The organism is uncultured Shimia sp. (assembly GCF_947493595.1).
In the GTDB taxonomy this organism is placed as follows: Bacteria; Pseudomonadota; Alphaproteobacteria; order Rhodobacterales; family Rhodobacteraceae; genus Shimia.
In genome coordinates this window covers 1,050,437-1,075,468 of sequence record NZ_CANLRL010000001.1, presented here as the reverse complement: position 1 = coordinate 1,075,468, position 25,032 = coordinate 1,050,437, and the positions used below count along the sequence as shown (strand labels likewise).

Below are 25,032 nucleotides of genomic sequence, written 5' to 3'. Positions count from 1 at the left end.
CTACCGCGTAAGGAATAGGACAAGCATATGACGCCAGCAGCGCGTGTACAAGCCGCAATTGAAATTCTGGATCAGATCCTAGACGGTGCCCCAGCTGAAAAAGCGCTGACAGGATGGGCCCGTCGCAGCCGATTTGCAGGCTCCAAGGACCGTGCCGCAGTGCGCGATCATGTGTTTGATGCCTTGCGTTGCAGGGAGTCTGCGGCGTTTGTTGGTGGTGGCCTGCATGGACGCGGCTTGATGATCGGCATCCTGCGTCAGGATGGCGCGGACTTAGATGATTTGTTCAGCGGCAATGGATACGGTCCAACCCCACTGACCGATCAGGATGACATAACACCTGCCGGGTCGGGGCCGTTGGATTTGCCAGAGTGGCTGCATGAACCAATGCGGGCCAGCCTGGGCGCGGCATTTGAGGCAACTCACAACGCGCTCCGAGGCAGAGCGCCAGTTATCCTGCGGGTCAACCTTGGAAAAGCCACAGTGGCGGCGGCGCAGAAGCTGTTGGCGCAGGACGGCATTATGGTCCGCCCGATGGATTTGGTGGACACGGCTTTGGAAGTGACCGAAGGCGCACGGCGCGTTAAAAACAACGCGGCTTACCTCACTGGCCTGGTCGAACTTCAGGATGCCTCCAGTCAGGCATTGGTTGCGGCACTTACGATTGATAACAGCATGAAAGTGTTGGACTATTGCGCAGGGGGTGGCGGCAAGACCCTGGCAATGGCCGGCCGTGCGGATGCGTACTATTTTGCGCATGATGCGTTGCCGCAGCGGATGGCAGATCTCCCGGCTCGGGCGAAGCGCGCCGGGGTGAATGTGCAGATTGTAGAAGAGCCACAGGCGTGCGCACCTTATGACATTGTGTTGTGTGATGTGCCGTGTTCTGGAAGTGGCACTTGGCGGCGCGCGCCGGATGCAAAGTGGCGGTTTACGCCTGCGGATTTGGCACAGTTGGAAATGACACAATCGGAAATTTTGGAGCAAGCGAAGACGTATGTGGCGCCGGACGGCGTGCTTGTCTATGCCACGTGTTCGGTTCTGGATGCGGAAAATACCGAGCAAATCGACCGGTTTTTGCAGAACAATCCGTCCTGGGAGCGCAGCTGGGACCGGCAGTTCCTGCTTTCGGAGGGGGGCGACGGGTTCTTCGGGGCAATTTTGCGAAAAAAATAGCGGACTTACGCTTTTTCTTCTGTCTTCGTTAATGCGTGTTTAAGATAATTTGATGCATATTAACGAAGACGTAAAAGAATAGGTGCAGACGTGTCCAATTCGACAGAGGCCAAAGGGCCTGCTCCCCGCCATTTGGGTGACACTCCTCATCATGCCGGAATCCTGGCCTTGGCCGCGTTGGTCATGGTGGTGACGGCTGTTCTTTTGCAGGCTGGTCCGATGCGGGCTGCGATGGTTTTTGCCAGCGGTCTTCTTGGTTTAGGCGCAGCGGTGAGCTTGATGGTGTCCTTGCGCCGCAAGGCGGCGCAAATGCGGGCTGTATCGCTTTTGCGGCGGATGTTTGAAGATGCCTCCGATTTGACATTTGTTTCCAACCCCGAAGGTCAAATCATCTACGCCAATCAGGCTGCGATGGAGACCGGTATGGGCGCGCGCGACACAATGGTCGACGCTCTGTCGGATCAAATGTTGGACGCCGAAGGAAAAGTGCGTGACATGATTGCCAGCTGCCTTTCTGATGGCCGATGTGAGGAAGAACTATCACTTCGCGAAACCATGATGCGACTCACGGTCAAGGCGCTGGAATTTGGTGTGCTGTTGTGGAGCATCCAGCGAACCAGCCCGGTCGCGGACGCACAACATTCCGGCGGCGCGCCGCGGTTGCCGATGCTAACCGTTGGGCGCTCCGGTACTGTCCTGTTTATGAATCCGGCAGCGCGACATTTATTGGGAGAGCGCAAAAAAACCATCGCGGACGTGTTTGGCCCAGATGTCCAGGATCTGCGCAGTGCTACAGTTGTGCACACATCAAACGGGGAACAGCAGTGTTTGGTGGCCGAATTTGAGGCCACGGCCGGGCGTCGCGAAATCTATCTGCTGCCCACCGAAGTGCCTGTGATGCGGGACGGGGCGGTACAGTTTGATGAACTGCCGGTTGCGCTTTTGAAGGTTAACCCTGCGGGTGATGTGCTTCTGGCTAACCGTGCAGCCCGTTCGCTGGTGAATATGGAGATATCGTCCAAGTCCTTTATTGGTGATTTGATGGAAGGGTTGGGGCGGTCGATTGTGGACTGGCTGATGGAGGCCGCTCAGGGTAAGGCGGTCAATCAATCCGAGTTTTTGCGTTTAAAGCGCGACGACAAGGAAGTGATTGTGCAGGTCAGTTTGAACCGTGTGGTGGAAGGTGGCGAGACCTCCTTGATTGCGGTTTTGAGCGATGCAACCGAACTCAAGTCGTTGGAAGCCCAGTTCGTGCAAAGCCAAAAGATGCAGGCAATTGGCCAATTGGCAGGTGGCGTGGCGCATGATTTCAACAACCTTTTGACTGCGATTTCAGGGCATTGCGACCTGTTGCTACTGCGTCATGATCAAGGTGATGCGGATTATGCGGACCTCATTCAGATCAACCAAAACGCCAACCGGGCCGCCGCGTTGGTTGGGCAGTTGCTGGCGTTTTCCCGTAAGCAAAACCTGCGTCCCGAGGTGCTGGACCTGCGCAATACTTTGGCGGATTTGACCCACCTTTTGAACCGGTTGGTGGGAGAACGTGTTGCATTGACGTTGAACAATGATCCGGTGTTGCCGGCCATCCGCGCCGATAAACGGCAATTGGAACAGGTGCTTATGAACCTGGTGGTGAATGCGCGGGATGCCATGCCTGACGGTGGTGAAATTCGTGTGACCACTGAAAGTGTTGAGCTGGATGCACCGCTGGAGCGGGATCGCGTGATTGTTCCAGTTGGCAACTATGTGTCCGTGACCGTAGCGGATCAAGGCATCGGCATCGCGCAAGACAAGCTGCAAAAGGTCTTTGAGCCGTTTTTCACCACCAAGAAAACTGGCGAAGGCACTGGTCTTGGTTTGAGTACTGCCTACGGTATCGTGAAACAAACAGGCGGCTACATCTTTGTGGACAGTAGCGAAGGGGTCGGCACCACTTTTACGCTGATGTTCCCAGCACATGGTGCTGCTGCCGAACAAGTTGCGGCGCCGGAGCTTGGAAAGCGTCCGGACTTACCGGAAGTGCAGCATAGCGGCGTTGTGCTGCTGGTGGAAGATGAGGCGCCCGTGCGGTCTTTTGCGACCCGGGCGCTAAAGATGCGCGGGTTCACTGTGCTTGAGGCGGCTTCAGGAGAAGAGGCGCTTGACGTGTTGGATGCGGATCATCCCCAAATAGACGTATTTGTCAGCGATGTGATTATGCCAGGGATGGACGGGCCAAGCTGGGTGCGTCTGGCCCGTGAAAATTATCCTAACGTGCCGGTCATTTTTGTATCCGGCTATGCCGAGGACAGTTTCTCCGATGATCAGGCGCGAATTGAAAACTCCAGCTTTCTTCCCAAGCCTTTTTCACTCAGCGACCTAACCGAAGCTGTCCATGCCAGGATTTCCAGCGCCTAGGTCAGGCTTTCGTAAAGCTCGAACTCTGCCGCGCATTTTTTGCGCAGCTTCTGCATGGTTGCTTCTGGTAGGTCCAACGGAATTTCGGGAGAACTGTTTCGACGTTCCAGGTGGATTTTTTGCGCAAGGCGGTCTTCAAGAAAGGACAGTAAGCGCGGCTGATCCTCGTAGCGGAATAGGTGGTCGACCTTGACCCCATTGGGACGTGGTTCAAGAAATTTCGCCTGGCTGCCGACATTGGCGTAAGCCGCTTTCTTGTCACCCTTCATATACTCCTGCACAAACTCTTCAAAGCTTACATCATGGGTGGAGTTTGAATGGCCGCGCATGAAGTCTCGGCGGCGGTAACGATACCAACTGGCAAGCCAGCTCACAGGTTCACGCATGACGGCCAGCAACTCAAGGTCATCGGTTTTGCAAGCACGTTCAAACATCGGCCGGAAAAAGCGGTTGTAGCGATACACCGGCGCGTGTTTGAGTTCCGGTGGATTGGAAATCACCATGTCTGCTGAGGGTGCCAAAGCCTCTTCAATGGCTGTTGTGCCGGTCTTGGGAACAGACAGGAACACAAGTTTTTGTTTCCAGAAAACAATCATTTGCGCGGCCTTGAGTGATTTAGTGACAAGTTTCCCTCACCTTGTAAACCAGTTCTTAACCAAAGGGGACGGAAAATGTTCCTATTCTTTTCTCTTGATTTGTTCTCCTTTTGATCTCATAAGAATCAGGAACAAGAGGTGAACACAGGCAGTGATTGCCGCCCGCGTGCGGGTGTGGAATAAGGAACCAAGCAAATGGCAACGGCAGATCTTTTGACAATGACCTCCAAGAAATCCTCATCCCCCGACAAACAAAAGGCGCTGGACAGCGCGCTGGCGCAGATTGAGCGTCAGTTTGGCAAGGGCTCTATTATGAAACTGGGCGCAGACAATCCTGCGCAGGAAATCGAAGCGACCTCGACCGGCTCATTGAGTTTGGACATCGCGCTGGGGATTGGTGGCCTGCCCAAAGGGCGGATCATTGAAATCTACGGCCCGGAGAGCTCGGGTAAAACCACGCTGACTCTGCATTGCATCGCAGAAGAACAGAAAAAGGGTGGCGTGTGTGCCTTCGTCGATGCGGAACACGCGCTCGACCCGCAGTATGCCAAGAAACTTGGTGTGAACCTTGACGAGTTGCTGATCTCACAGCCGGACACTGGCGAACAGGCGTTGGAAATCACCGACACGCTGGTGCGCTCCGGGGCGGTGAACATGGTTGTGGTCGATTCGGTTGCGGCGTTGACGCCAAAATCCGAACTCGAAGGCGACATGGGCGACAGCAACGTGGGCGTGCAGGCCCGCCTGATGAGTCAAGCGATGCGTAAGCTGACCGGCTCGATTGCGCGCTCCAACTGCATGGTGATTTTTATCAACCAGATCCGGATGAAGATTGGCGTGATGTTTGGCTCACCAGAAACCACAACCGGTGGTAATGCGCTGAAATTCTACAGCTCCGTGCGCCTGGACATTCGCCGCATTGGTGCGGTGAAGGATCGCGACGAAATTGTGGGCAACGCGACCCGTGTAAAAGTTGTGAAAAACAAAGTTGCGCCGCCTTTCAAGCAAGTTGAGTTTGACATCATGTATGGCGAAGGCATCTCGAAGATGGGCGAATTGCTTGATTTGGGCGTGAAGGCTGGAGTTGTTGAGAAATCCGGCAGTTGGTTCAGCTACGGCGATGAGCGGATTGGTCAAGGGCGTGCAAATGCCACGACGTTCTTGAAAGAGAACAATCGAATGGCGCTGGAGATCGAAGATAAAATCCGGGCTGCCCATGGTTTGGACTTTGACATGCCACCGGGTGATGAAGAGCTGTTGGAAGATTGACCCCGTCTTCTGAAGAATTGATGCGGGCTTTGCCGCATGTCATGGCCGCTCCCAAAGACGGGGCGGCCATTTCGCATTTGTGTTTACGGCCTGGACGAAATGAGCGGCGATTTGTGGATGAGATCCCGCTGACCAAAGCACATGGCATTCCGGGGGAACGGTGGAAGACACAGCCCTGGTTGCGCACTGAAGACGGTGCCCCCCATCCGGGCATTCAAGTGTGTATCATTCCAAAGCGTGTGTTGGACCTGGTGTGGTCGACAGATGCGGAGGTTTTGCACCCCGGAGACACTTTTGCAGCCGACATTGATACCTCGGAAGCGAACTTACCAAGCGGTCAGTTGGTGGCGGTTGGCTCTGCAATGTTGCGTGTTTCCGATGTTTTCAACGATGCCTGTGTGAAGTGGAAGGCGCGCTATGGGTCCGATGCGTATGATTGGATACGTGCCCCAGAACATCGAGCGCAAAGGTTGCGCGGGATTTTGTGCAGTGTGGAACGGGATGGGTTGATCGGCTCGGGTGATGTCTTGCACAAGGCTTGACCTTTTGAGGGTTGGTAAGAGGAGGCATTTTGCCTTTGACACACTAGGTTAAGCCTATTGTCATGTGGACAGGCGGGCGTGGGGGTTATACACCCGCTTCGATACCGAAACCCACGTTAAGAGATCTGCCCATGGCCAGCCTAAACGACATCCGGTCGACTTTTCTGAATTACTTTGCCAAACAAGGCCATGAGATTGTGGAGTCCAGCCCGCTGGTTCCCCGCAATGATCCAACTCTGATGTTTGTGAACTCCGGCATGGTGCAGTTCAAAAACCTATTCACCGGCGTTGAGAAACGCGACTATCAGCGTGCAACCACGTCGCAAAAATGTGTGCGTGCTGGCGGTAAGCACAATGACTTGGACAACGTGGGCTATACGGCGCGCCACCATACGTTCTTTGAAATGCTCGGCAACTTCTCCTTTGGTAACTACTTCAAAGAAGAGGCCATTCCGTTTGCGTGGAACTTGATTACCAAAGAGTTTGGGATAGATCCTAAGCGGCTTTATGTGACGGTCTACCACACCGACGATGAAGCCTATGATATCTGGAAGAAAATTGGTGTTCCGGAAGATCGGATCATCCGCATCGCGACGTCAGATAACTTCTGGCAGATGGGGCCAACCGGTCCCTGTGGTCCGTGCACCGAGATTTTCTACGATCACGGCGAACACATTTGGGGTGGCCCTCCCGGCTCGCCTGAAGAAGATGGCGACCGTTTCATTGAGATTTGGAACGTTGTTTTCATGCAGAATGAGCAGTTTGAAGACGGCTCGATGAAAGCATTGGACATGCAGTCGATCGACACCGGCATGGGGTTGGAGCGCATTGGCGCTTTGTTGCAGGGCAGCCATGACAACTACGACACCGATCTGTTCAAGGCGCTGATTGAATCCTCGGCTCATGTGACCTCGACCGATCCCTATGGGGACCAGAATGTGCATCACCGGGTGATTGCTGATCACTTGCGCTCCACGTCGTTCCTGATGGCCGATGGCGTGATGCCATCCAATGATGGGCGTGGATATGTATTGCGTCGGATCATGCGCCGTGCCATGCGCCACGCGCATCTGTTGGGGGCTAAGGATCCTGTTATGCATCAATTGGTGCCGTCTCTGGTGCAGCAAATGGGGCAAGCGTACCCTGAGCTGGGACAGGCACAGGCGTTGATCGAAGAAACGCTGAAGCAGGAAGAGACCAAGTTTAAGCAGACTTTGGACCGAGGTCTGAAGTTGTTGGACGATGAGCTCGATGGTTTGGCAGAGGGCGCACCGCTGGATGGCGCCGCGGCTTTCAAACTGTATGACACCTATGGGTTCCCGCTGGATCTGACACAGGATGCACTGCGTGAAAAAGGCCGTGAGGTGGACACCGATGGGTTTGACGCAGCCATGGCAGAACAGAAAGCCAAGGCGCGCGCTGCCCACAAAGGGTCTGGAGATACAGCAGAAAACGCTGTTTGGTTTGATGTCGCGGACGAAGGTGGCGCGTCGGAATTCCTTGGTTATGACACCGAGACTGCTGAAGGTCAGGTGCAAGCGATCATGAAAGATGGCGTGCTTGTCGACACCTTGGCGGAAGGTGAAGAAGGCTGGCTAGTGATGAACCAAACGCCTTTCTACGCTGAGAGCGGTGGTCAAGTTGCGGACCATGGTTTGGTTGAACGATTGGAAAGCCGCGATGAGCTGGCGCATGTGACCGAGGTGCAGAAGTTTGCCGACGGTAAGCTGGTGGCACATTTGGCAAAAATGGCGCGTGGCAAAATTTCCAAAGGTGATCCGGTTGCGATGATTGTTGACCATGGACGCCGTACTTCGATCCGTGCCAACCACTCTGCAACACACTTGCTGCATGAAGCCCTGCGCGAGGCGTTAGGGGATCACGTAGCACAGCGCGGCTCGCTCAATGCAGATGATCGCCTGCGGTTTGATTTCAGCCACAACAAAGCGCTGAGCCCTGAGGAGCTCACTCAGGTTGGTTTGGATGTGAATGCGTACATCCGTCAGAACACACCGGTGGAAACCCGCGTGATGACGCCGGATGATGCGCGTGAGATTGGTGCACAGGCGTTGTTTGGTGAGAAATACGGCGACGAAGTGCGCGTTGTTTCCATGGGGCGTGCCAATACCGGCAAGGGTCACAACGGCGACACTTATTCCATTGAACTCTGCGGTGGTACGCATGTTAAGCAGACCGGTGACATCGGTGTGTTTGTGCTGTTGTCAGACAGCGCATCCTCGGCTGGTGTGCGACGGATCGAAGCGTTGACTGGTGAGGTGGCATTTGAACACCTCGCACGCGAAGCCAAACGTGTTGCCGAAGTGGCCGGGACATTGAAGGCGCAGCCTGCAGACATTCTGGACCGTGTAAAAGCGCTTTTGGATGAGCGTAAAGCACTGCAGAATGAAGTGGCGACGTTGCGGCGTGAGTTGGCGATGTCTGGCGGAGCCGGGCAGGGGGCTGGTCCAGAGGCGAAAGAGATCAACGGTGTGAAGTTCTTTGCGCAGGTGCTCTCTGGTGTGTCTGGCAAAGACCTGCCGCCATTGATCGATGAGCACAAAGCCCGCTTGGAAAGTGGTGCGGTTCTGTTGGTGGCGGATACCGGCGGTAAGGTTGCTGTGGCAGCCGGTGTGACCGATGATCTGAAAGGCGAGCTGAGCGCCGTGGACCTGGTCCGCGCGGCGGTTGGCCCAATGGGCGGCAAGGGTGGCGGAGGCCGGCCTGACATGGCTCAAGGTGGTGCCAAAGATGCATCCAAGGCAGACGAGGCGTTTGCCGCAGCTGAAGCGGTGATCGCGGGCTGACCATTTGGTCAAAATCTTCTTGGCCTGTCCGGCAATTCACGTAGAGTGGCGGGCAGGACAAATGGATTGGAGAGCCAAATGGGCGCACTTTGGATTGCACATGTGACCGTGACTGACGCGGACGCTTACGGAAAATACGCTGAGCTGGCTGGCCCCGCGATTGCCAAACACGGCGGCGAGTTTATCGCACGTGGGGGGAAATTTGTGCAGCTGGAAGGCAAGGAGCGGCCACGCAACGTAGTGGCGCGCTTCCCGGATGTGGACACAGCGGTGGCTTGTTATCACAGTTCTGAATATCAGGAGGCGCTGAACCACGCACGCGGAGCAAGTGAGCGTGAATTGATGGTGGTGGAGACCAGTGAATAAGCTCATTTGGGCGTCATTCTTTGGGCTATGGACATCGTCTGTAGCCCTAGCTGATGTGGTCCAGGACATTCCGATAGATAAGATTGCGGGGCCAACAACGCAAAATTTACCGGTAGATGGAATTTGGCTCAGGGGGCAAATCTATGATGCGCCCGCTTTTGGTGCTGGGATTGCCATTGGTACGGAGTTGGTGCGCGTTGACGGAGACCTTGCCGTCATAAGAAAGCCCGGTGGTTTGCTGGCGATTAACGCTACAGTTTCAACAAGACCAGGATTAACAGCACGGCTTCCCTCCACAGATTGGAGAGACCACGATTTAACGCCACATCCTCTTTCGGTGTGGCTCAGGGAGCCAGCGTGTCAAGTCGGCGTGGAATTCTGGGCAGAGGAGCCTTTGCGGGAAACACAAAAAGGGATTTCTGTCACTTTCCAGTTGATCGACAAAGACGGCAGCATTCTTGGAGAGCGAGAATACGAACGTTTTGTTGGCATGTCGCGCGTTGGTTTTGATGTAACAGAGTCGGGAGCTGATATTAAGGCCATCCAGATTTTGCCTGAAACCAACACCGGGATTGCCGTCATTTCGGTCAGGGCCCGGACTTGCAGTCTTCTTTTGGGCTAACCTGACAAAAAAACCGCTGGGACAGGGCCTGCCTGGTCGGATAGGTGAATTAGGTCGCTCTTTTTAGTTGTACGGACCTTGCCACATGACGTGAAAGGGAGGATGTCCTTCGAGGTTTCGGGTGATTGGGTAAAAATTCCAATTCGGGTAGGAAAATCACGCTTTTATCCTCGGATTGCATCGCATATATGTGCACTTAAACACGTATCCTGTTTCTTTTGGTCAGGATATGGGAGCCAGGAGAAAACTCATATGTGTCGTTGGGCCGCTTATGTTGGGGAACCATGTTTCCTTGAGGATGTTGTAACACGGCCAGATCACTCGTTGATCCAGCAAAGCATGCAAGCGACTGAATGTAAGACGCAGACCAACGGGGATGGCGTTGGGTTGGCGTGGTATGGCAACCGGCCGGAGCCGGGACTGTATCGAGACATTTTGCCAGCTTGGTCGGATCCAAACCTGAAATCCATTACGGCGCAGGTGGAATCCGGTTTGTTTTTGGCGCATGTGCGGGCCTCAACCGGAACGGCCACCAGTCGCAACAATTGCCATCCGTTTGCGGTGGGGCGCTGGTCTTTCATGCACAACGGCCAAGTTGGTGGGTTTGAGACCTTTCGGCGGCGCGCGGACATGTTGATCCCAGACGAGTTGTATCCTGAGCGTAAGGGCGCGACGGACAGCGAAGTCTTGTTTTTGTTGGGTCTTATGGAAGGCATGGATGAACATCCTAAGGAATCGCTTCAGATTGCAGTTGGCATTCTTGAGCGCATGAGCCGGGAACGGGGCACAACACCGTATATGAGACTGGCCGCAGCGTTCAGCGATGGCGAGACGCTTTATGCGGTTCGCTATGCGTCAGATGACCGGGCGCCCACGGTGTATCATCGCGCCAGTGACAGTCGCAGTGGCCGTGCGGTGGTGAGTGAGCCGTTGGTGGAAGCGGAAGAGGGCTGGGAAGAAATCCCTGCCGGATCGTTCTGCCGGTTCCATAAAGACGGAAGTTACGAGATTGAGCCGTTCCGGCCCCTCAGTTGACCTGTCACACTAGGAAGAACTTGACCGCCCAAAACAGGAAGATCGCGTGCAGGATGGGAAAGATCCAGATCACGAGATAGCTGTCGATCTTTCGGGCAAGATCTTCGCGGCCTGATGTTTTTAGGCGGCGCAGCGCGATGTTTACAAGCACGATGGAGCCGGTAATCAGGAACATGCCGACCAGCAGCGAGTCCATGAAGGTGAGATAGCCAAGTTTGGGCAGCATGGTGGAGATCGCGAAGTTGAAGGCGACAAACACCAGGAGGTTGGCGGAGGCCATGTCGATGCGGCGACGGTATTCTTCGAGGAAAAACGTGGCCCAGCTGACAAAGAGGATGATCAGCAGCGGCAGCAGGATGCGCAACACATAGTATTGCACGTGGCGTTTGCCCTCAAATCGCAGAGCGACCATAGTTGTGTCCGCACCGCCGATACCTTCGACAGAGCGGCGTTCCAGCGAGGCATCCGAGAGAATCCACTCCTCTTCGCCCAACAGATCTCCCATGCCGCTTTGCTCTTCCAAAGGATAGAATTCGACATAGTTGAGCGGTAACATTGATGAGACTTCCACGTAAAACTCTTGTGTATCAAAAGGATATCGCTTGAAGTTGAAGTGTGGTGCCTGAAGTGTGGCGGTGAAACGCTCAGCGTAGGTCGCCACTCCGGTGTCGCTAAGAAGTACAGAGACTTGCTGGGAAAAGCGGCGGCCTTGCTGGTTACGCAAGATAAAATAAGGCGGCTGGGATCCTGCCTCGTCCAAAAGGCTGCGGAAGGCGGCGTTGCTGAAGGTTTTCACGTCACCGCCATGTGCGGCAGCGTCAAAGGCAAATTCCGGATAGTCGGCCCTAAGAAACAGGGTGCCGACCACGCCAAAGTTCTCAGATTGCTGATCGACAAACGTGATCTGGTCGATGGTGATGCCAACGCCAATTTGTTGCGGGTCGGTGCGTTTGTTGAGAGAGGCGGTGCCAGAGAAGTTAAAGCCGCCGGTCTGTGCGCAAAGGGGGGCGCCAAAAGCTAGGAAAAAACAGGCAGAGAGAAGAGAGAGAACACGTGTGAACATGAGATTGGGAGCAGTTTCCTAATGGTATTGCCCAAACTTCAAACAGTTTCGCTATTCACTCAAGGGGAATGTCAAAGAAAAACGCCGGGGCAGAACCCCGGCGTTTTGTTTTACCTTAGCCAATCTGCTTGGCCATGCGTTTGCGCTCATGCGGGTCGAGGTAGCGTTTACGCAGGCGCACGTTGTTTGGTGTCACCTCAACAAGCTCATCGTCGTTGATGTAGGCAATGGCTTCTTCCAGAGACAAGGTCATTGGTGTGGTCAGGCGAACTGCTTCGTCGGTGCCGGAGGCCCGTACGTTGGTGAGTTTTTTACCTTTCAGCGGGTTCACTTCGAGGTCGTTCTCACGGCTGTGTTCGCCAATGATCATGCCAGTGTAGACATCGGCCTGTGCGCCAATCATCATTTTGCCGCGGTCTTCAAGGTTCCACAGGGCAAAGGCCACGGAGGAGCCATTTTCCATGGAGATCAGTACGCCAGCACGACGGCCAGCGATAGCGCCTTTGTAGGGAGCCCAGCCGTGGAACACGCGGTTCAGAACGCCGGTGCCGCGGGTGTCGGTCAGGAACTCACCGTGATACCCAATCAGGCCACGGGAGGGCACGTGCGCGATGATGCGGGTCTTTCCTGCGCCAGCAGGGCGCATTTCAACCAGTTCGCCTTTGCGGGAACCTGTCAGCTTTTCAATCACGGCGCCAGAGTATTCGTCATCCACGTCAATGGTGGCTTCTTCGATTGGCTCAACTTTTTGGCCGTTTTCTTCGCGCATGATCACTTGCGGACGGGAGATCGACAGCTCAAAGCCTTCGCGGCGCATGTTCTCGATCAGAACGCCCATTTGCAGTTCGCCACGACCGGAAACCTCAAAGGCTTCGCCGCCCGGCGTGTCCGCGATTTTGATCGCTACGTTGGACTCTGCCTCTTTCATCAAACGGTCACGAATGACGCGGGATTGAACCTTTTTACCGTCACGACCAGCAAGCGGGCTGTCGTTGATGCCGAAGGTCACGGTGATGGTTGGCGGATCGATTGGTTGTGCTTCCAGAGGCTCTTCGACGGCGAGCGCGCAGATGGTGTCAGCCACGGTGGCTTTGGTCATGCCTGCAATGGACACGATGTCACCGGCTTGTGCTTCTTCGATGTCTTGCTGCGCGAGGCCACGGAAAGCCTGGATTTTTGTCACTCGGAACTGTTCGATTTTTTGGCCGATGCGGGTCAAAGCCTGAACAGTTGCACCCACTTTCAGGGTGCCCGACTCAACACGACCGGTCAGGATACGACCAACAAATGGGTCGGAACCCAAAGTGGTTGCCAGCATGCGGAAGTCGTCGTCTTGTTTGTGAACCTGCTTTGGCTCAGGCACGTGGTTCACAATCAGGTTGAACAACGCGTGCAGATCTTGGCGAGGACCGTCGAGCTCTGCGTCTGCCCAGCCATTGCGGCCAGAGGCATACATGTGTGGAAATTCGAGTTGGTCGTCGTTGGCATCCAGGGATGCAAAGAGGTCAAAACACTCGTCCAAGGCGCGGTCAGGTTCGGCATCCGGCTTGTCAACTTTGTTCAGAACCACAATTGGGCGCAGACCCAAAGCCAACGCTTTGGAGGTCACAAATTTGGTCTGTGGCATCGGGCCTTCGGCCGCGTCCACCAAGAGAACCACACCGTCAACCATCGACAGGATACGCTCCACTTCGCCACCAAAGTCGGCGTGGCCCGGGGTGTCCACGATGTTGATACGGGTGCCTTTCCACTCAACGCTGGTTGGCTTGGCAAAGATCGTGATGCCGCGCTCACGCTCCAGCGCGTCGCTGTCCATGGCGCGCTCGGCCACTTCCTGGTTTTCCCGGAATGCACCCGACTGTTTCAGCAGCTCATCCACCAAAGTGGTTTTGCCGTGGTCAACGTGGGCGATGATGGCGATATTGCGAAGATCCATAAGGGCAGCCTTTCCTGTTCGCGCTCGCCCTAACGTGGGTTTCCCCAAAAGGCCACCCCTTTAATGTCAGTTAGTGAACGGCAGTCTTAGAAAACAGGTTTATAACAAGAATTCCGGCAACAATCAGCCCCATTCCCAAAATTGCCGCCAAATCGAGTTTCTGGCCAAACGCAAAATAGGCGATGATGGAAATGGAGATGATGCCAAGGCCAGACCAGACGGCGTAGGTGATGCCGACCGGTAAGTAGCGCAGGGTTTGGGCCATCATGTAGAAGGCGAGGCCATAACCGATCACCACAATGATTGAGGGGATTGGTTTGGTAAATTGTTGGCTGGCTTGCAGAGCAGCGGTGCCGATGGTTTCAAACACAACGGCGACCAGAAGGATAAGATAGGCTTTGGGCATGCGCGTCCCTTGGGGGTTAGCGCGCGATGTAACGATCGCGACGGTGATTTGTTGCGATCATGATATTGGTAACGGCTGCGCCGATCAGCGAGAAGATCACCGCGTTGAGGTCAAAAAACGACACCGCCAAACCAAAGACAAAAACGTCGAAGCCAAGTTGGACCCAACCGGCCTTGATGCCTTTGGCGTCTTGCAGCCACACGGCCACAATGCCAACGCCGCCCAAAGTGGCGCCATGGCGGAAGAGGACGATCAGACCTGCGCCAGCAGTCACACCCGCGAGTACAGCGCCTACAAGTGGGTGCACCGTGGCAATTTCGAAAACTTGCGGGAGCAAGAAGGTCCAAAGCGTCAGAAGGCCCACGGCTGCAAAGGTCTTTAGCGTGAAGAACCAGCCCATGCGCAGGTAAGCGATGACATAGAATGGCAAGTTCAGGACAAAGAAGAGTGCGCCAAACGTGAGGCCTGTCGCCTTGGCTGCGACCAATGACAGGCCGGCAATCTGCCCTGTGAACAGATCAACCGCCTGTAAAAACTGCACCGAAAGGGCCACCAGAAGGGTGCCGACAATCAGCCCCTGGAAATCATCAAAAGGGCTGTGTTTTTCAGGACTTGGGGATTCAATAAAGCTTACCATGGCACCGGATTTGCCGCAGCGCAGCGCGGCTGTCTAGGGGGTGCGGCGCAAGGCCGCTATGCAGCTAGGGTCTACCGGTCGTGGGTAAAGGGCATCCTAAGGCGCAGTGGTGCGCCTTAGGGCATTTTGTCTCAGAGATTAGCCTGCGAGTGCTTTGTTGAGGTTTTCGTCGATTTTTTCGAGGAAGCCCATTGTGGTCATCCAACCCTGATCGGGCCCAACCAGCAATGCGAGGTCTTTGGTCATAAAGCCACTTTCTACGGTCTCAATGATCACGCGCTCCAGGGTTTCGGCAAAGGCGCGTAGGGCAATGTTGTTGTCCAGTTTTGCGCGGTGCTTCAGGCCACCGGTCCAAGCGTAGATCGAGGCGATCGAGTTGGTTGAGGTGGCTTCGCCTTTCTGGTGCTGGCGGTAGTGGCGTGTCACGGTGCCGTGGGCAGCCTCGGCTTCTACAATCTTTCCATCTGGCGTCATCAGCTGTGATGTCATCAGGCCTAGCGAGCCAAAGCCTTGTGCTACGGTGTCGGATTGTACGTCACCGTCGTAGTTCTTGCAGGCCCAGACAAATTTACCGTTCCACTTCATGGCGCAGGCGACCATGTCGTCAATCAAACGGTGCTCGTACCAGATTCCAGCGGCTTTGAATTTCTCTTCGAACTCTTCTTCATAGACCTTTTGAAACAGGTCTTTGAAGCGGCCGTCGTAGGCTTTCAGGATGGTGTTTTTGGTGGATAGGTATACCGGCCAGCCGAGGTTCAGGCCGTAGTTCAGCGAGGCGCGGGCAAAATCAATGATCGAGCTGTCGAGGTTGTACATCGCCTGATAGACCCCAGCGGACGGGGCGTCATAGACCTCTTTCTCAATCACGGTGCCGTCTTCGCCGACAAACTTCATGGTCAGCTTGCCTGCGCCCGGGAATGTGAAATCGGTGGCTTTATACTGGTCACCAAAGGCATGACGGCCCACGACAATTGGAGAGGTCCAGCCCGGCACAAGCCGCGGAACGTTGCGACAGATGATTGGCTGACGGAAGACCACACCACCAAGGATGTTGCGGATGGTGCCATTGGGCGAGCGCCACATTTTTTTGAGGCCAAACTCCTCAACACGTTGCTCGTCCGGGGTGATGGTGGCACATTTGATTGCAACACCGACCTCTTTGGTTTTTTCGGCGGCGTCGATGGTGATCTGGTCCTCGGTCCGGTCCCGCTCTTCGATGCCCAGATCGTAGTACAGAAGGTCAAGGTCCAAGTATGGCAGCATCAGTTTGTCTTTGATGAACTGCCAAATGATGCGTGTCATTTCATCGCCATCCATCTCGACGATGGGATTTTCCACTTTGATCTTGGTCATGGGGGTCTCCTGTGAACCGAGTCGTATTTGGCGCCTGTCCTAAGCGATTTCGTGCACATTGGAAAGGCTTTGTATGCGATTGTATACAGTTTGGTTTGGGCGCGAATTATTGTTGCGCGAAACGTAGCATGACAATTGTTTTTGACAAAGTGTCGCGGGTTCTCGACCCCTGCGTGTGATCCGGCTAGGGTCACGTTAAACGGGTGTTGGAGTGTGGCTGTGAAGCAGGCGATGGCAGAAGTGGTGCGGTGTTTTGAGGTGGCCTGGCGTTTGCGCTGGCCGATTATTCAATCGCATCTGGTGTTCAATATCTTGCTGGCTTCAGCTTTTGCGCCGCTGATGGCGGCCACGGTGCATCTGGCGCTGACGTTTTCTGGTAAACCCGCGTTGGCAGATTTTGATATCGCGTTGTTCTTGTTGTCGCCTGTTGGATTTGTGGCGGGTTTGTTGATTGCCGGGATGGCGTTGGTGCTGCTGACCCTGGATGTGTCTTTCATGATGGCTGTGGCGTTGCGGGACAGGCAAGGCAAGTCGCATGGACTGCTGGACGGTGTGGCGATGGTTCTGCCGAGGGCGCCTGCGGTACTCGGGTTGGCGGTGCAATTTTGTTTGCGGCTGTTGGTAATGTGCCTGCCGTTTCTTGCGGTGTGTGGCATGGCTTTTTCCCGTTGGATGACGGCGTACGACATCAACTATTATCTGAGCTTTCATCCGCCGGAATTTGTAAAGACCGTGGTGGTGTGCGCGGTCATGCTTGTGTTTATGGTCGGGCTGGTGCTGTGGCGCACCTTGGGCTGGGTGCTGGCCTTGCCGCTGGTCGTGTTTGATGGCCAAAGGGCAGGGGCGGCACTGCGAGAGAGCCAAGTGCGTATGGCGGGGCGTCGTATGACGTTTCTCCTGCGTTTGGCAATTTGGGGCGCATTGGGCGCTGTCATCGGCGGTGCAGTGCTGTTTGTGGTGGGTGCGATCATTCAATTTGGGCTGTATTTTGTGCCTTTTGGCCTCAAGGGGCTGGCTGCGTTTCTTTTGCTATCTGTTGGCTTATGGGCCGCGTTGAACCTTGTGCTGACATCCTTGACGACGGGAGCCTTGGCGGTGGCGTTTATGGGGTTTGCAGCTTGGCCGGAGGCCGGTGAGAAGCGCGAAGTTCCTAAAGGGGTGCTGAGCGGTGTTGTTGCGGTAGCAGCGCTGGTGACCGCGCTGGGTGGGTTTGGTGTCGCGGAAGTGCTGAAGGTGGATCAAGACCGACCAGTAGCGGTGATTGCGCATCGTGGCGCTTCGGGGGCGGCCCCAGAAAACACCATGGCGGCGGTGACACGTGCCGTGGAAGATCAGGCGGACTGGGTCGAGATTGACGTTCAAGAAACCGCCGATGGCGCGGTGGTTGTGGTGCATGACAGCGACTTTATGAAAGTCGCGGGCAACTCTAAGAAAATTTGGGATGCGACTTTGGCGGATCTGGAACAAATCGACATTGGCAGTTGGTTTGATCCGGCGTTTGCGGCAGAGCGCACAGCAACACTAGAAGAGGTGTTGTTGGCCACAAAAGACAAATCCGGGGTGGTGATCGAGTTGAAATACTACGGCCATGACGAGGACTTGGAACAGCGGGTGATCGACATTGTGGAAGCCACGGACATGGCCAGACAGGTGAAGATCATGTCACTGAAGGCGGATGCAGTGGCTAAGATGCGTAAGCTACGACCCGAATGGAATGTAGGGCTTCTGGCCTCGGCTTCCCTCGGAAATATGTGGGATCTGGACGTGGATTTCCTGGCGGTGAATAGCGCCACCATGTCGCGACAGTTGGTGCGTGGCTCGCAGGATGTTGGCAAAGAAGTTTACGTGTGGACCGTGAACGATGCGCTGTCGATGTCGGGCATGTTGTCGTATGGCGTTGATGGCTTGATCACGGACGAGCCTGTGCTTGCGCGGCAAGTGTTGGCGGACCGTAAAACTTTGAGCGGTGTTGAGCGCCTGGTGCTAGGGTTGGCGGGGCGCATTGGTTTGGATGTGCCGCATCGAGGTGGTGATGAGATCTAGTAGATTCGCCCAGGTCTGTGTGACCTTAGTTGTTTTAAGTGAACCGGTTATAGGGCAAAGCTCAACCTCTGATGCGGGTTTATCTGCTAAGGTGGAAATCTGGCGGCACAGCCGTTTACAGGCTTTGCGCGAAGCGGAGTCGACGGCGTTGGCACCTTTTACCACCGACGGCTGTTCGGGCGGCATGTCAGCGGCCTGGGGGGCGATGGCGCGCACATTTCCGTGGTTTGCCCGAGTGTTTGCACATGAGGCGCCCTGGCATGGGTGTTGTGTGACCCATGATCGGGCCTATCACTTGGGTGGCGAAAACCCTGAGGCGCAAGCCGGGTTTCAAGCGCGCTTAAAAGCTGACAAGGCGTTACGGCAATGTGTGCGGGGTGTGGCGGACGGTCAGGCGGACGAACTTGCGAAGCAGTATGATGCCACGCCGGAGGATGTCACGGCCGCGATCAATTTTGTCGCGGATCGGATGTTTGATGCTGTGCGGGTTGGCGGATTGCCGTGTTCAGGTTTGCCATGGCGTTGGGGCTACGGCTGGCCTCAGTGTTTCTGAATTAGACGTTTTCGGAAAACCATTTGGCAATACGGGCTTTGAGGTGGTCCCAGATTGCGGGCGCGCCTTTTGCAACCTTCCAGCCAACGCGATCTTCGAGCTGTTTGCGCGTGACGTTGTATTCTGGCCAGGTGCCGCCATTGGTTTCTAGGTTGCCGATCACCGGCTGCACCCGATCGATGCTCTTTGCAAAAACGGCATCATCGCTTTCTGCTGCTTCAAATTCGTCCCAAAGCGCGCGCAGTTCTGTGGCTTGATCCGTTGGTAAAAGGCCAAAGATGCGATCTGCTGCGGCACTTTCGGCGGCTTCCATGGCGGAAATATCGTGATCGCCATGGATCGGGCTGTCGCCAACATCAATTTCCACCAAATCATGGATCAGCAACATGCGGATTACCCGATCAATGTTGATGTCTGTGTTGGCATGTTCGGACAGGATGAGCGCGTAAAGCGCAATGTGCCAGCTGTGGCTGCCGCTGTCTTCTTTGCGGTGACCGTCTAGTACGTTTGTGGCACGATAGACGGATTTGAGTTTATCGGCTTCGGTCAAAAAGGCGATTTGCGCGGTGAGACGATCACTCATTCGGCAGAGTCCGCCTTGGCAGCTGCCGCGCGCGCAGCCTTCACTTTGTTGATGAGAAAGGCGCGGCCTTTCTCTTCGGACATGCGCATTCGGACCTCTGTGAGAAAGGCCTCCTCGAGCGATTGAGAGGACGCGCCGAGCACCTCACTTACCTCCATAAAGAGACGCTCATCACCCAGCTCTTTTTGGGCTTTGATGGTGTCTTCGGCAAGTTTGGCAGCCAGCGCATCCAAAGTGCTCATCAGCGGCTGTTCTCTGTCAGGCGACGTTTCACATAATCGGTGACATTGCCTGTCATCTGATCCATGTATTCGTCGGTCTCAAAGAAGTGACCTGCGCCATCAATTTCCGTGTGGGTGATGGTGATGCCCTTTTGCTCATGCAGTTTGTTGACAAGCGAGTGGGTTTCCGCCGGTGGGGCGACACGATCGGCGGTGCCGTTCAGGATCAGGCCAGAACTCGGGCAAGGCGCCAGGAAGGAGAAGTCATACATGTTGGCGGGTGGGGCAATCGAGATAAAGCCGGTGATCTCTGGCCGACGCATCAGCAGTTGCATGCCAATCCACGCGCCGAACGAGAACCCAGCCACCCAGCAGTGCTTGGAGTTGGTGTTCATCGACTGTAGATAGTCCAGCGCTGACGCGGCATCGGACAGCTCACCAACACCTTGATCATACTCACCCTGTGACCGACCAACACCGCGGAAATTGAACCGAAGCACAGTGAAGCCCATGTTGTAGAAGGCATAGTGCAGGTTGTAGACAACCTTGTTGTTCATTGTGCCGCCAAACTGCGGGTGGGGATGCAAGACAATCGCGATGGGCGCGTCTTTTTCTTTTTGTGGGTGGTAGCGGCCTTCGAGGCGGCCTTCTGGTCCCGGAAAAATCACCTCAGGCATATTTGTCGCTTTTCTCCCTTAAAAGGTATGAACGAATTCTTGACGAATTTGCTCTGCCACCTTAGAACGCTTCTAAATAGTTGAACGGCCAGAATGCCGTTCGGGTTCTAGCGACTTAAGCACATGGGCGGCTGAGGTCAATCAATTCGAGGGGGTGCTCTATGAAACTGTCGACAAAAGGCCGCTACGCCGTGGTTGCTTTGGCAGATATTGCGCTCCAGCCGCCAGAAGATCTTGTGAGTTTGAGTGAAATCTCCAAGCGGCAGAGCATTTCGCTGCCTTATTTGGAGCAGCTGTTCGTAAAGCTGCGGCGTGCAGAACTAGTTGTATCGGTGCGTGGGCCGGGTGGTGGTTACCGGTTGGCCCGCCCAAAATCCGAGATTCGGGTGGCTGATGTTCTGGCAGCGGTAGATGAAACCGTGTCGGCGCTGCACACAGGGGCAGGGGCCAGCGGTGGTTCCAGCGGGTCGCGTGCCCAATCCATGGCCAACCGCCTTTGGGAAGGGTTGTCGGCACACGTCTATGTGTTCCTGCACCAGACCCGTTTGTCCGATATTGTGGAGAACGACTTGGCGCCATGCCCGGCTGTACCTACCTTGTTTTCTGTTGTGGACGAAGTGGCGGATGAAAAGGCCTGATGCGCGCCTATTTGGATCATAATGCAACAACCTTGCTGCGGGCTGAGGCCCGTGAAGCAATGATTGCGGCGATGGATGTCTATGGCAATCCTTCCTCCGTGCATTCGGAGGGGCGGAAGGCAAAGGCAATCCTAGAGCGCGCGCGTGGCGATATCGCGACCGCTTTCGGGGCCGATGGCGCAGATGTGATCTTTACCAGCAGTGCCACGGAATCTGCCGCGCTTGCTTTGTCCGGGCGCAAATTGCGTGCCGCGAATGTCGAACATGATGCGGTCAACGCGTGGACGCAGAATGACTTGCACGTGGATGCGCAAGGTTCAGTGACCATTGACGACCCGGCTAACAGCTGCGTGCAATTGGCAAATTCTGAGACCGGCGTGATGCAGGCTTTGCCGGAAGGTGTTGCGGTTAGCGATATGACCCAGGCTTTTGGAAAGTTGCCGGTGGCGTTCAACTGGACCGGCGTACAGATGGCGCTGATCTCGGCACATAAACTTGGCGGACCAAAAGGTATTGGGGCCTTGGTGGTAAAACGCGGCACTGATGTGCCAGCACAGCTTTTGGGCGGCGGTCAGGAAATGGGGCGTCGTGCTGGCACCGAAAACGTGATTGGGGCCGCTGGATTTGCGGCTGCGGCGAAGGCCGCCGCGCAAGACTTGGCTGACGGCGTTTGGGATCGGGTTGCACATTTGCGCGATATGCTTGAAGAGAGGCTGTCCGCGGACGCACCCAAAGCCATCATCGTTGGCAAAGGGACCAAGCGGCTTCCCAACACAACGGCAGTTGCGGTGCCGGGCTGGAAGGGCGAGACGCAGGTCATGCAGATGGACCTGGCCGGTTTTGCTATTTCGGCCGGGTCAGCATGCTCTTCGGGCAAGGTGCGCGCCAGCAAGGTGCTGACCGCGATGGGATATGATGAGATGACGGCTGCAAGCGCCATACGGGTGAGCTTGGGGCCTCAAACGAGCGAACAGGACGTCATGGGCTTTGCCGATAAGTGGCTGACCCAGATGAACAAACACCGCGCGTGAGCGCAAAACGAAGACAGGAGACGCACATGGCGGCAATTGATCAGACCCAAGTCAAAGAAGGTGTTGACCAGGAAACCGTGGATGCCGTGCGCGAAGTTGGCGGCAAATATAAATATGGTTGGGAAACCGAAATTGAGATGGAATATGCCCCCAAAGGGCTGACCGAGGACATAGTCCGTCTGATTTCGGAGAAAAACGAAGAGCCGGAATGGATGACCGAATGGCGGCTGGAGGCGTATAAGCGCTGGCTGACCAAGGAGGAGCCGGATTGGGCGATGCTGGACTATCCGGAAGTGGATTTTCAGGATCAGTACTACTATGCGCGTCCAAAGAGCATGGAAGAGAAACCGAAGTCTTTGGATGAGGTGGACCCAAAGCTGCTGGCGACCTACGAAAAGCTCGGTATCCCGCTGAAAGAACAGATGATTTTGGCTGGCGTCGAAGGCGCGGAGAACGCACCGGCGGAAGGCCGCAAAGTTGCTGTTGATGCGGTGTTTGATTCCGTGTCGGTGGGCACCACGTTCCAGAAAGAGCTGAAAGAGGCAGGCGTGATCTTCTGCTCGATCTCTGAAGCGATCCGCGAACATCCTGAGCTGGTGAAGAAGTACCTCGGCTCGGTAGTGCCTGTGTCAGATAACTTCTACGCCACACTGAACAGCGCTGTTTTCTCGGATGGGTCCTTTGTCTACGTGCCGCCTGGTGTGCGCTGCCCTATGGAACTGTCGACCTACTTCCGTATCAACGCGGAAAATACTGGCCAGTTTGAGCGTACATTGATCATTGCGGACAAAGGCTCCTACGTATCCTACCTTGAAGGCTGTACCGCGCCGCAGCGTGACACGTCTCAGCTGCACGCGGCTGTGGTGGAAATTGTGATCGAAGAAGATGCGGAAGTGAAATACTCCACTGTTCAGAACTGGTATCCGGGTGATGAGAACGGCAAAGGCGGTATCTACAACTTTGTGACCAAGCGGGCCGATTGCCGAGGTGACCGTGCCAAGATCATGTGGACACAAGTGGAAACCGGTTCTGCCGTGACCTGGAAGTATCCGTCCTGCATTCTGCGTGGCGATGACGCACAAGGTGAGTTCTACTCAATTGCGATCACCAACAATCACCAGCAGGCTGATACCGGCACAAAGATGATCCACTTGGGCAAAAATACCAAGTCGCGGATTGTCTCCAAAGGTATCAGTGCAGGTGTGGCGCAAAACACATACCGTGGTCAGGTGTCCATGCACCCGAAAGCCAAAAATAGCCGGAATTACACCCAGTGTGACAGCTTGCTGATTGGCGACAAGTGTGGGGCGCATACAGTGCCGTACATCGAGGTGAAGAACAACTCTTCCCGTGTGGAGCACGAGGCGACGACGTCCAAGGTGGACGATGAGCAGATGTTCTATTGCCGTCAGCGCGGCATGGATGAGGAAGAGGCTGTGGCGCTGATTGTGAACGGCTTTGCCAAGGAAGTTTTACAGGCGCTGCCAATGGAATTTGCCATGGAAGCACAACAGCTTGTGGCTATTTCACTGGAGGGGTCCGTTGGCTAACCACCGTTCTACATTGCGCGAAAAACTGGTTGCGGTTTTGCCTTTTGTCATGCCGGCGATTGGTGGGATGTTTGGGGTGATCTACCTCAACACCGCCGACGGATTTCCAATCCCGTTCTTGTGGGTTGGGATCGGCATTTTAGGCGGTTGGCTGGCTGGACGTGTTTTGGTGCGGGTGTTGGACAGGTAAGCAGAGATGGAAACCATCCAAGCATTGATGCAGCAATCCGCAGGCGTGGGCGCAGGGATCGCGTTTGGGTCTGCTGTGGGCTTCGGCCTACGCAAGAAACGGTTGGGGCACACGGACGGGCTGATATCGGGCTCAGTCTTTGTGACCTCAGCGATTTGCGGGATTGTTGCTATGGCTGTGATGATGGCGATCACCTACGTGGGAGGTCTTTGAGATGATAGTGACGACAACGCCTTCAATCGAAGGCCATCAGATAACTACGTATCACGGCATTGTCGTGGGGGAAGCAATCATGGGGGCAAATGTCGTGCGGGACATCTTTGCCTCCATCACGGACATCGTTGGCGGTCGGTCCGGCGCCTATGAAACCAAACTGCAGGATGCACGCGAAACCGCTCTCGCCGAGTTGGAACAGCGCGCCGCCGCCAAAGGGGCCAACGCTGTGGTTGGCGTTGATCTGGATTACGAAGTTGTGGGTGACACGATGCTGATGGTTTCGGCCAGCGGCACGGCGGTCACCGTGAAATAAGACAAGAAATGACCGGGTGCTTCGGCATCCCGTGGAAACGCGAAGGAAGATGAACATGTTGGAAATCAAAGGCCTGAAGGTCAAACTTGAAGAAGAAGACAAGCAGATTCTCAAAGGTGTGGATCTGAAAGTGGAAGCGGGCAAAGTGCACGCGATCATGGGGCCAAACGGCTCGGGTAAATCCACCCTGTCTTATGTGCTGTCCGGCAAAGACGGCTACGAAGTGACCGATGGTGAAGCCACTTTGGCGGGCGAAGATCTGCTGGAACTGGAAGCAGAAGAGCGTGCCGCGATGGGTCTGTTTCTGGCGTTCCAATACCCAGTGGAGATTCCTGGGGTTGGCAACATGACCTTCCTGCGCACTGCAGTAAATGCTCAGCGCAAAGCACGAGGCGAAGAAGAGCTGTCTGCAGCGGACTTCCTGAAAGAAATCCGTGCCAAGGCCAAAACTCTAAAGATTGATGCTGAGATGTTGAAGCGTCCGGTGAACGTTGGCTTCTCCGGTGGTGAGAAAAAGCGTAACGAGATCCTGCAGATGGCGATGCTGGAGCCAAAGATGTGTATCCTGGACGAAACCGACTCCGGTCTCGATGTGGACGCCATGAAGCTGGTGTCTGAAGGCGTGAACGCGTTGCGTGATGAAGGCCGTGGTTTCCTTGTCATCACCCACTACCAGCGTCTTCTGGATCACATCAAACCTGACGTTGTGCACATCATGGCGGATGGCCGCATCATCAAAACTGGCGGTCCCGAACTGGCACTGGAAGTTGAGAAAAACGGCTATGCAGACATCTTGGCGGAGATGGCATAAT

General features: G+C 55.3%; 26 protein-coding genes. 17 read left to right on the top strand and 9 right to left on the bottom strand.

Features of this window, described 5'->3' with window-relative positions:
• The first annotated feature begins 27 nt into the window (after nucleotides 1–27).
• Both Q0955_RS05365 and Q0955_RS05360 read left to right on the top strand, forming a co-directional pair.
• Nucleotides 28–1,176, top strand: a complete 1,149-nt coding sequence (locus Q0955_RS05365; RefSeq protein WP_299420853.1) for an RsmB/NOP family class I SAM-dependent RNA methyltransferase — start codon at nucleotides 28–30, stop codon at nucleotides 1,174–1,176.
• Between the two features lie 90 nt (nucleotides 1,177–1,266).
• Nucleotides 1,267–3,576, top strand: coding sequence for an ATP-binding protein (locus Q0955_RS05360; protein ID WP_299420850.1), 2,310 nt, complete (start codon nucleotides 1,267–1,269; stop codon nucleotides 3,574–3,576).
• Here the strand turns inward: Q0955_RS05360 and Q0955_RS05355 are convergent.
• Nucleotides 3,573–4,172, bottom strand: a complete 600-nt coding sequence (locus tag Q0955_RS05355; RefSeq protein WP_299420847.1) for a sulfotransferase family 2 domain-containing protein — start codon at nucleotides 4,170–4,172, stop codon at nucleotides 3,573–3,575. The genes Q0955_RS05360 and Q0955_RS05355 overlap by 4 nt on opposite strands.
• A gap of 195 nt (nucleotides 4,173–4,367) precedes the next feature.
• Here Q0955_RS05355 and recA point away from each other — a divergent pair, with 195 nt between their 5' ends.
• The 6 genes from recA (at nucleotide 4,368) to Q0955_RS05325 (ending at nucleotide 10,810) form a co-directional block, all read left to right on the top strand.
• On the top strand, nucleotides 4,368–5,441 hold the full coding sequence (gene recA / locus Q0955_RS05350) for a recombinase RecA (RefSeq protein WP_299420845.1): 1,074 nt from the start codon (nucleotides 4,368–4,370) through the stop codon (nucleotides 5,439–5,441).
• Nucleotides 5,438–5,983, top strand: coding sequence for a hypothetical protein (locus Q0955_RS05345; RefSeq protein WP_299420842.1), 546 nt, complete (start codon nucleotides 5,438–5,440; stop codon nucleotides 5,981–5,983). The genes recA and Q0955_RS05345 overlap by 4 nt, the downstream gene beginning before the upstream one ends.
• A gap of 131 nt (nucleotides 5,984–6,114) precedes the next feature.
• Nucleotides 6,115–8,787 (top strand): alanine--tRNA ligase, encoded by a 2,673-nt coding sequence (gene alaS, locus Q0955_RS05340; RefSeq protein ID WP_299420839.1) that lies wholly within the window; start codon nucleotides 6,115–6,117, stop codon nucleotides 8,785–8,787.
• A gap of 78 nt (nucleotides 8,788–8,865) precedes the next feature.
• Entirely contained in the window at nucleotides 8,866–9,153 is a 288-nt protein-coding gene (locus tag Q0955_RS05335) for a DUF1330 domain-containing protein (protein ID WP_299420837.1), read from the top strand.
• Nucleotides 9,146–9,775 carry a hypothetical protein gene (locus Q0955_RS05330; protein WP_299420834.1) on the top strand — a complete coding sequence of 210 codons (630 nt, stop codon included), beginning with the start codon at nucleotides 9,146–9,148 and terminating at the stop codon, nucleotides 9,773–9,775. Before Q0955_RS05335 ends, Q0955_RS05330 begins: the two co-directional genes overlap by 8 nt.
• Before the next feature lie 252 nt (nucleotides 9,776–10,027).
• Nucleotides 10,028–10,810, top strand: a complete 783-nt coding sequence (locus tag Q0955_RS05325) for a class II glutamine amidotransferase (RefSeq protein ID WP_299420831.1) — start codon at nucleotides 10,028–10,030, stop codon at nucleotides 10,808–10,810.
• Between the two features lie 4 nt (nucleotides 10,811–10,814).
• On the opposite strand, the gene Q0955_RS05320 is transcribed toward Q0955_RS05325, so the two are convergent.
• The 5 genes from Q0955_RS05320 to Q0955_RS05300 form a co-directional block, all read right to left on the bottom strand.
• Nucleotides 10,815–11,873 (bottom strand): hypothetical protein, encoded by a 1,059-nt coding sequence (locus Q0955_RS05320; protein WP_299420829.1) that lies wholly within the window; start codon nucleotides 11,871–11,873, stop codon nucleotides 10,815–10,817.
• Nucleotides 11,874–11,988: 115 nt separating this feature from the next.
• Nucleotides 11,989–13,809: a translational GTPase TypA gene (typA, locus tag Q0955_RS05315; RefSeq protein WP_299420826.1), complete on the bottom strand. Its 1,821-nt coding sequence runs from the start codon at nucleotides 13,807–13,809 to the stop codon at nucleotides 11,989–11,991.
• Nucleotides 13,810–13,879: 70 nt separating this feature from the next.
• Complete coding sequence (locus Q0955_RS05310; protein ID WP_294119280.1) at nucleotides 13,880–14,215, bottom strand: SMR family transporter; 336 nt, start codon at nucleotides 14,213–14,215, stop codon at nucleotides 13,880–13,882.
• Between the two features lie 16 nt (nucleotides 14,216–14,231).
• Nucleotides 14,232–14,852 carry a YitT family protein gene (locus Q0955_RS05305; RefSeq protein ID WP_299420822.1) on the bottom strand — a complete coding sequence of 207 codons (621 nt, stop codon included), beginning with the start codon at nucleotides 14,850–14,852 and terminating at the stop codon, nucleotides 14,232–14,234.
• A gap of 138 nt (nucleotides 14,853–14,990) precedes the next feature.
• Nucleotides 14,991–16,205 (bottom strand): NADP-dependent isocitrate dehydrogenase, encoded by a 1,215-nt coding sequence (locus Q0955_RS05300; RefSeq protein ID WP_299420819.1) that lies wholly within the window; start codon nucleotides 16,203–16,205, stop codon nucleotides 14,991–14,993.
• Nucleotides 16,206–16,424: 219 nt separating this feature from the next.
• Between Q0955_RS05300 and Q0955_RS05295 the strand changes: the two genes are divergently transcribed.
• Both Q0955_RS05295 and Q0955_RS05290 read left to right on the top strand, forming a co-directional pair.
• Nucleotides 16,425–18,248 carry a glycerophosphodiester phosphodiesterase gene (locus Q0955_RS05295; protein ID WP_299420816.1) on the top strand — a complete coding sequence of 608 codons (1,824 nt, stop codon included), beginning with the start codon at nucleotides 16,425–16,427 and terminating at the stop codon, nucleotides 18,246–18,248.
• Nucleotides 18,249–18,396: 148 nt separating this feature from the next.
• Complete coding sequence (locus Q0955_RS05290) at nucleotides 18,397–18,801, top strand: hypothetical protein (protein ID WP_299420813.1); 405 nt, start codon at nucleotides 18,397–18,399, stop codon at nucleotides 18,799–18,801.
• 1 nt (nucleotide 18,802) lies between these two features.
• Here the strand turns inward: Q0955_RS05290 and Q0955_RS05285 are convergent, their stop codons facing one another.
• From Q0955_RS05285 to Q0955_RS05275, 3 genes are read right to left on the bottom strand one after another with little or no spacing between them, the layout of a single operon-like run.
• Nucleotides 18,803–19,384 carry an HD domain-containing protein gene (locus Q0955_RS05285; protein ID WP_299420810.1) on the bottom strand — a complete coding sequence of 194 codons (582 nt, stop codon included), beginning with the start codon at nucleotides 19,382–19,384 and terminating at the stop codon, nucleotides 18,803–18,805.
• Nucleotides 19,381–19,626, bottom strand: a complete 246-nt coding sequence (locus tag Q0955_RS05280) for a hypothetical protein (protein WP_299420808.1) — start codon at nucleotides 19,624–19,626, stop codon at nucleotides 19,381–19,383. The genes Q0955_RS05285 and Q0955_RS05280 overlap by 4 nt, the downstream gene beginning before the upstream one ends.
• Nucleotides 19,626–20,282: an alpha/beta hydrolase gene (locus tag Q0955_RS05275; protein WP_299420805.1), complete on the bottom strand. Its 657-nt coding sequence runs from the start codon at nucleotides 20,280–20,282 to the stop codon at nucleotides 19,626–19,628. The genes Q0955_RS05280 and Q0955_RS05275 overlap by 1 nt, the downstream gene beginning before the upstream one ends.
• Before the next feature lie 161 nt (nucleotides 20,283–20,443).
• Here Q0955_RS05275 and Q0955_RS05270 point away from each other — a divergent pair, with 161 nt between their 5' ends.
• Genes Q0955_RS05270 through sufC form a run of 7 tightly spaced genes read left to right on the top strand, consistent with a single transcriptional unit; the run spans nucleotide 20,444 to nucleotide 25,031 of the window.
• Nucleotides 20,444–20,920: an Rrf2 family transcriptional regulator gene (locus tag Q0955_RS05270; protein ID WP_299420803.1), complete on the top strand. Its 477-nt coding sequence runs from the start codon at nucleotides 20,444–20,446 to the stop codon at nucleotides 20,918–20,920.
• Nucleotides 20,917–21,951 carry a cysteine desulfurase family protein gene (locus tag Q0955_RS05265; protein WP_299421066.1) on the top strand — a complete coding sequence of 345 codons (1,035 nt, stop codon included), beginning with the start codon at nucleotides 20,917–20,919 and terminating at the stop codon, nucleotides 21,949–21,951. Before Q0955_RS05270 ends, Q0955_RS05265 begins: the two co-directional genes overlap by 4 nt.
• 26 nt (nucleotides 21,952–21,977) lie before the next feature.
• Nucleotides 21,978–23,501 (top strand): Fe-S cluster assembly protein SufB, encoded by a 1,524-nt coding sequence (sufB, locus tag Q0955_RS05260; RefSeq protein ID WP_299420800.1) that lies wholly within the window; start codon nucleotides 21,978–21,980, stop codon nucleotides 23,499–23,501.
• Nucleotides 23,494–23,691, top strand: a complete 198-nt coding sequence (locus tag Q0955_RS05255; RefSeq protein ID WP_299420797.1) for a hypothetical protein — start codon at nucleotides 23,494–23,496, stop codon at nucleotides 23,689–23,691. The genes sufB and Q0955_RS05255 overlap by 8 nt, the downstream gene beginning before the upstream one ends.
• 6 nt (nucleotides 23,692–23,697) lie before the next feature.
• Complete coding sequence (locus Q0955_RS05250; protein WP_299420795.1) at nucleotides 23,698–23,904, top strand: hypothetical protein; 207 nt, start codon at nucleotides 23,698–23,700, stop codon at nucleotides 23,902–23,904.
• 1 nt (nucleotide 23,905) lies between these two features.
• Complete coding sequence (locus Q0955_RS05245) at nucleotides 23,906–24,220, top strand: heavy metal-binding domain-containing protein (protein WP_299420793.1); 315 nt, start codon at nucleotides 23,906–23,908, stop codon at nucleotides 24,218–24,220.
• A 55-nt stretch (nucleotides 24,221–24,275) separates the two neighbouring features.
• Entirely contained in the window at nucleotides 24,276–25,031 is a 756-nt protein-coding gene (gene sufC, locus Q0955_RS05240; protein ID WP_299420790.1) for a Fe-S cluster assembly ATPase SufC, read from the top strand.
• Nucleotide 25,032 lies beyond the last annotated feature (1 nt).

Coding starts and splice junctions, on each gene's coding strand:
- Q0955_RS05245 (WP_299420793.1), top strand. CDS start 23,906: ATGATAGTGACGACAACGCCTTCAATCGAAGGCCATCAGATAACTACG.
- sufC (WP_299420790.1), top strand. CDS start 24,276: ATGTTGGAAATCAAAGGCCTGAAGGTCAAACTTGAAGAAGAAGACAAG.
- Q0955_RS05325 (WP_299420831.1), top strand. CDS start 10,028: ATGTGTCGTTGGGCCGCTTATGTTGGGGAACCATGTTTCCTTGAGGAT.
- recA (WP_299420845.1), top strand. CDS start 4,368: ATGGCAACGGCAGATCTTTTGACAATGACCTCCAAGAAATCCTCATCC.
- Q0955_RS05305 (WP_299420822.1), bottom strand. CDS start 14,852: ATGGTAAGCTTTATTGAATCCCCAAGTCCTGAAAAACACAGCCCTTTT.
- typA (WP_299420826.1), bottom strand. CDS start 13,809: ATGGATCTTCGCAATATCGCCATCATCGCCCACGTTGACCACGGCAAA.
- Q0955_RS05355 (WP_299420847.1), bottom strand. CDS start 4,172: ATGATTGTTTTCTGGAAACAAAAACTTGTGTTCCTGTCTGTTCCCAAG.
- alaS (WP_299420839.1), top strand. CDS start 6,115: ATGGCCAGCCTAAACGACATCCGGTCGACTTTTCTGAATTACTTTGCC.
- Q0955_RS05365 (WP_299420853.1), top strand. CDS start 28: ATGACGCCAGCAGCGCGTGTACAAGCCGCAATTGAAATTCTGGATCAG.
- Q0955_RS05335 (WP_299420837.1), top strand. CDS start 8,866: ATGGGCGCACTTTGGATTGCACATGTGACCGTGACTGACGCGGACGCT.
- Q0955_RS05320 (WP_299420829.1), bottom strand. CDS start 11,873: ATGTTCACACGTGTTCTCTCTCTTCTCTCTGCCTGTTTTTTCCTAGCT.
- Q0955_RS05285 (WP_299420810.1), bottom strand. CDS start 19,384: ATGAGTGATCGTCTCACCGCGCAAATCGCCTTTTTGACCGAAGCCGAT.
- Q0955_RS05270 (WP_299420803.1), top strand. CDS start 20,444: ATGAAACTGTCGACAAAAGGCCGCTACGCCGTGGTTGCTTTGGCAGAT.
- Q0955_RS05300 (WP_299420819.1), bottom strand. CDS start 16,205: ATGACCAAGATCAAAGTGGAAAATCCCATCGTCGAGATGGATGGCGAT.
- Q0955_RS05275 (WP_299420805.1), bottom strand. CDS start 20,282: ATGCCTGAGGTGATTTTTCCGGGACCAGAAGGCCGCCTCGAAGGCCGC.
- Q0955_RS05310 (WP_294119280.1), bottom strand. CDS start 14,215: ATGCCCAAAGCCTATCTTATCCTTCTGGTCGCCGTTGTGTTTGAAACC.
- Q0955_RS05280 (WP_299420808.1), bottom strand. CDS start 19,626: ATGAGCACTTTGGATGCGCTGGCTGCCAAACTTGCCGAAGACACCATC.
- Q0955_RS05250 (WP_299420795.1), top strand. CDS start 23,698: ATGGAAACCATCCAAGCATTGATGCAGCAATCCGCAGGCGTGGGCGCA.
- sufB (WP_299420800.1), top strand. CDS start 21,978: ATGGCGGCAATTGATCAGACCCAAGTCAAAGAAGGTGTTGACCAGGAA.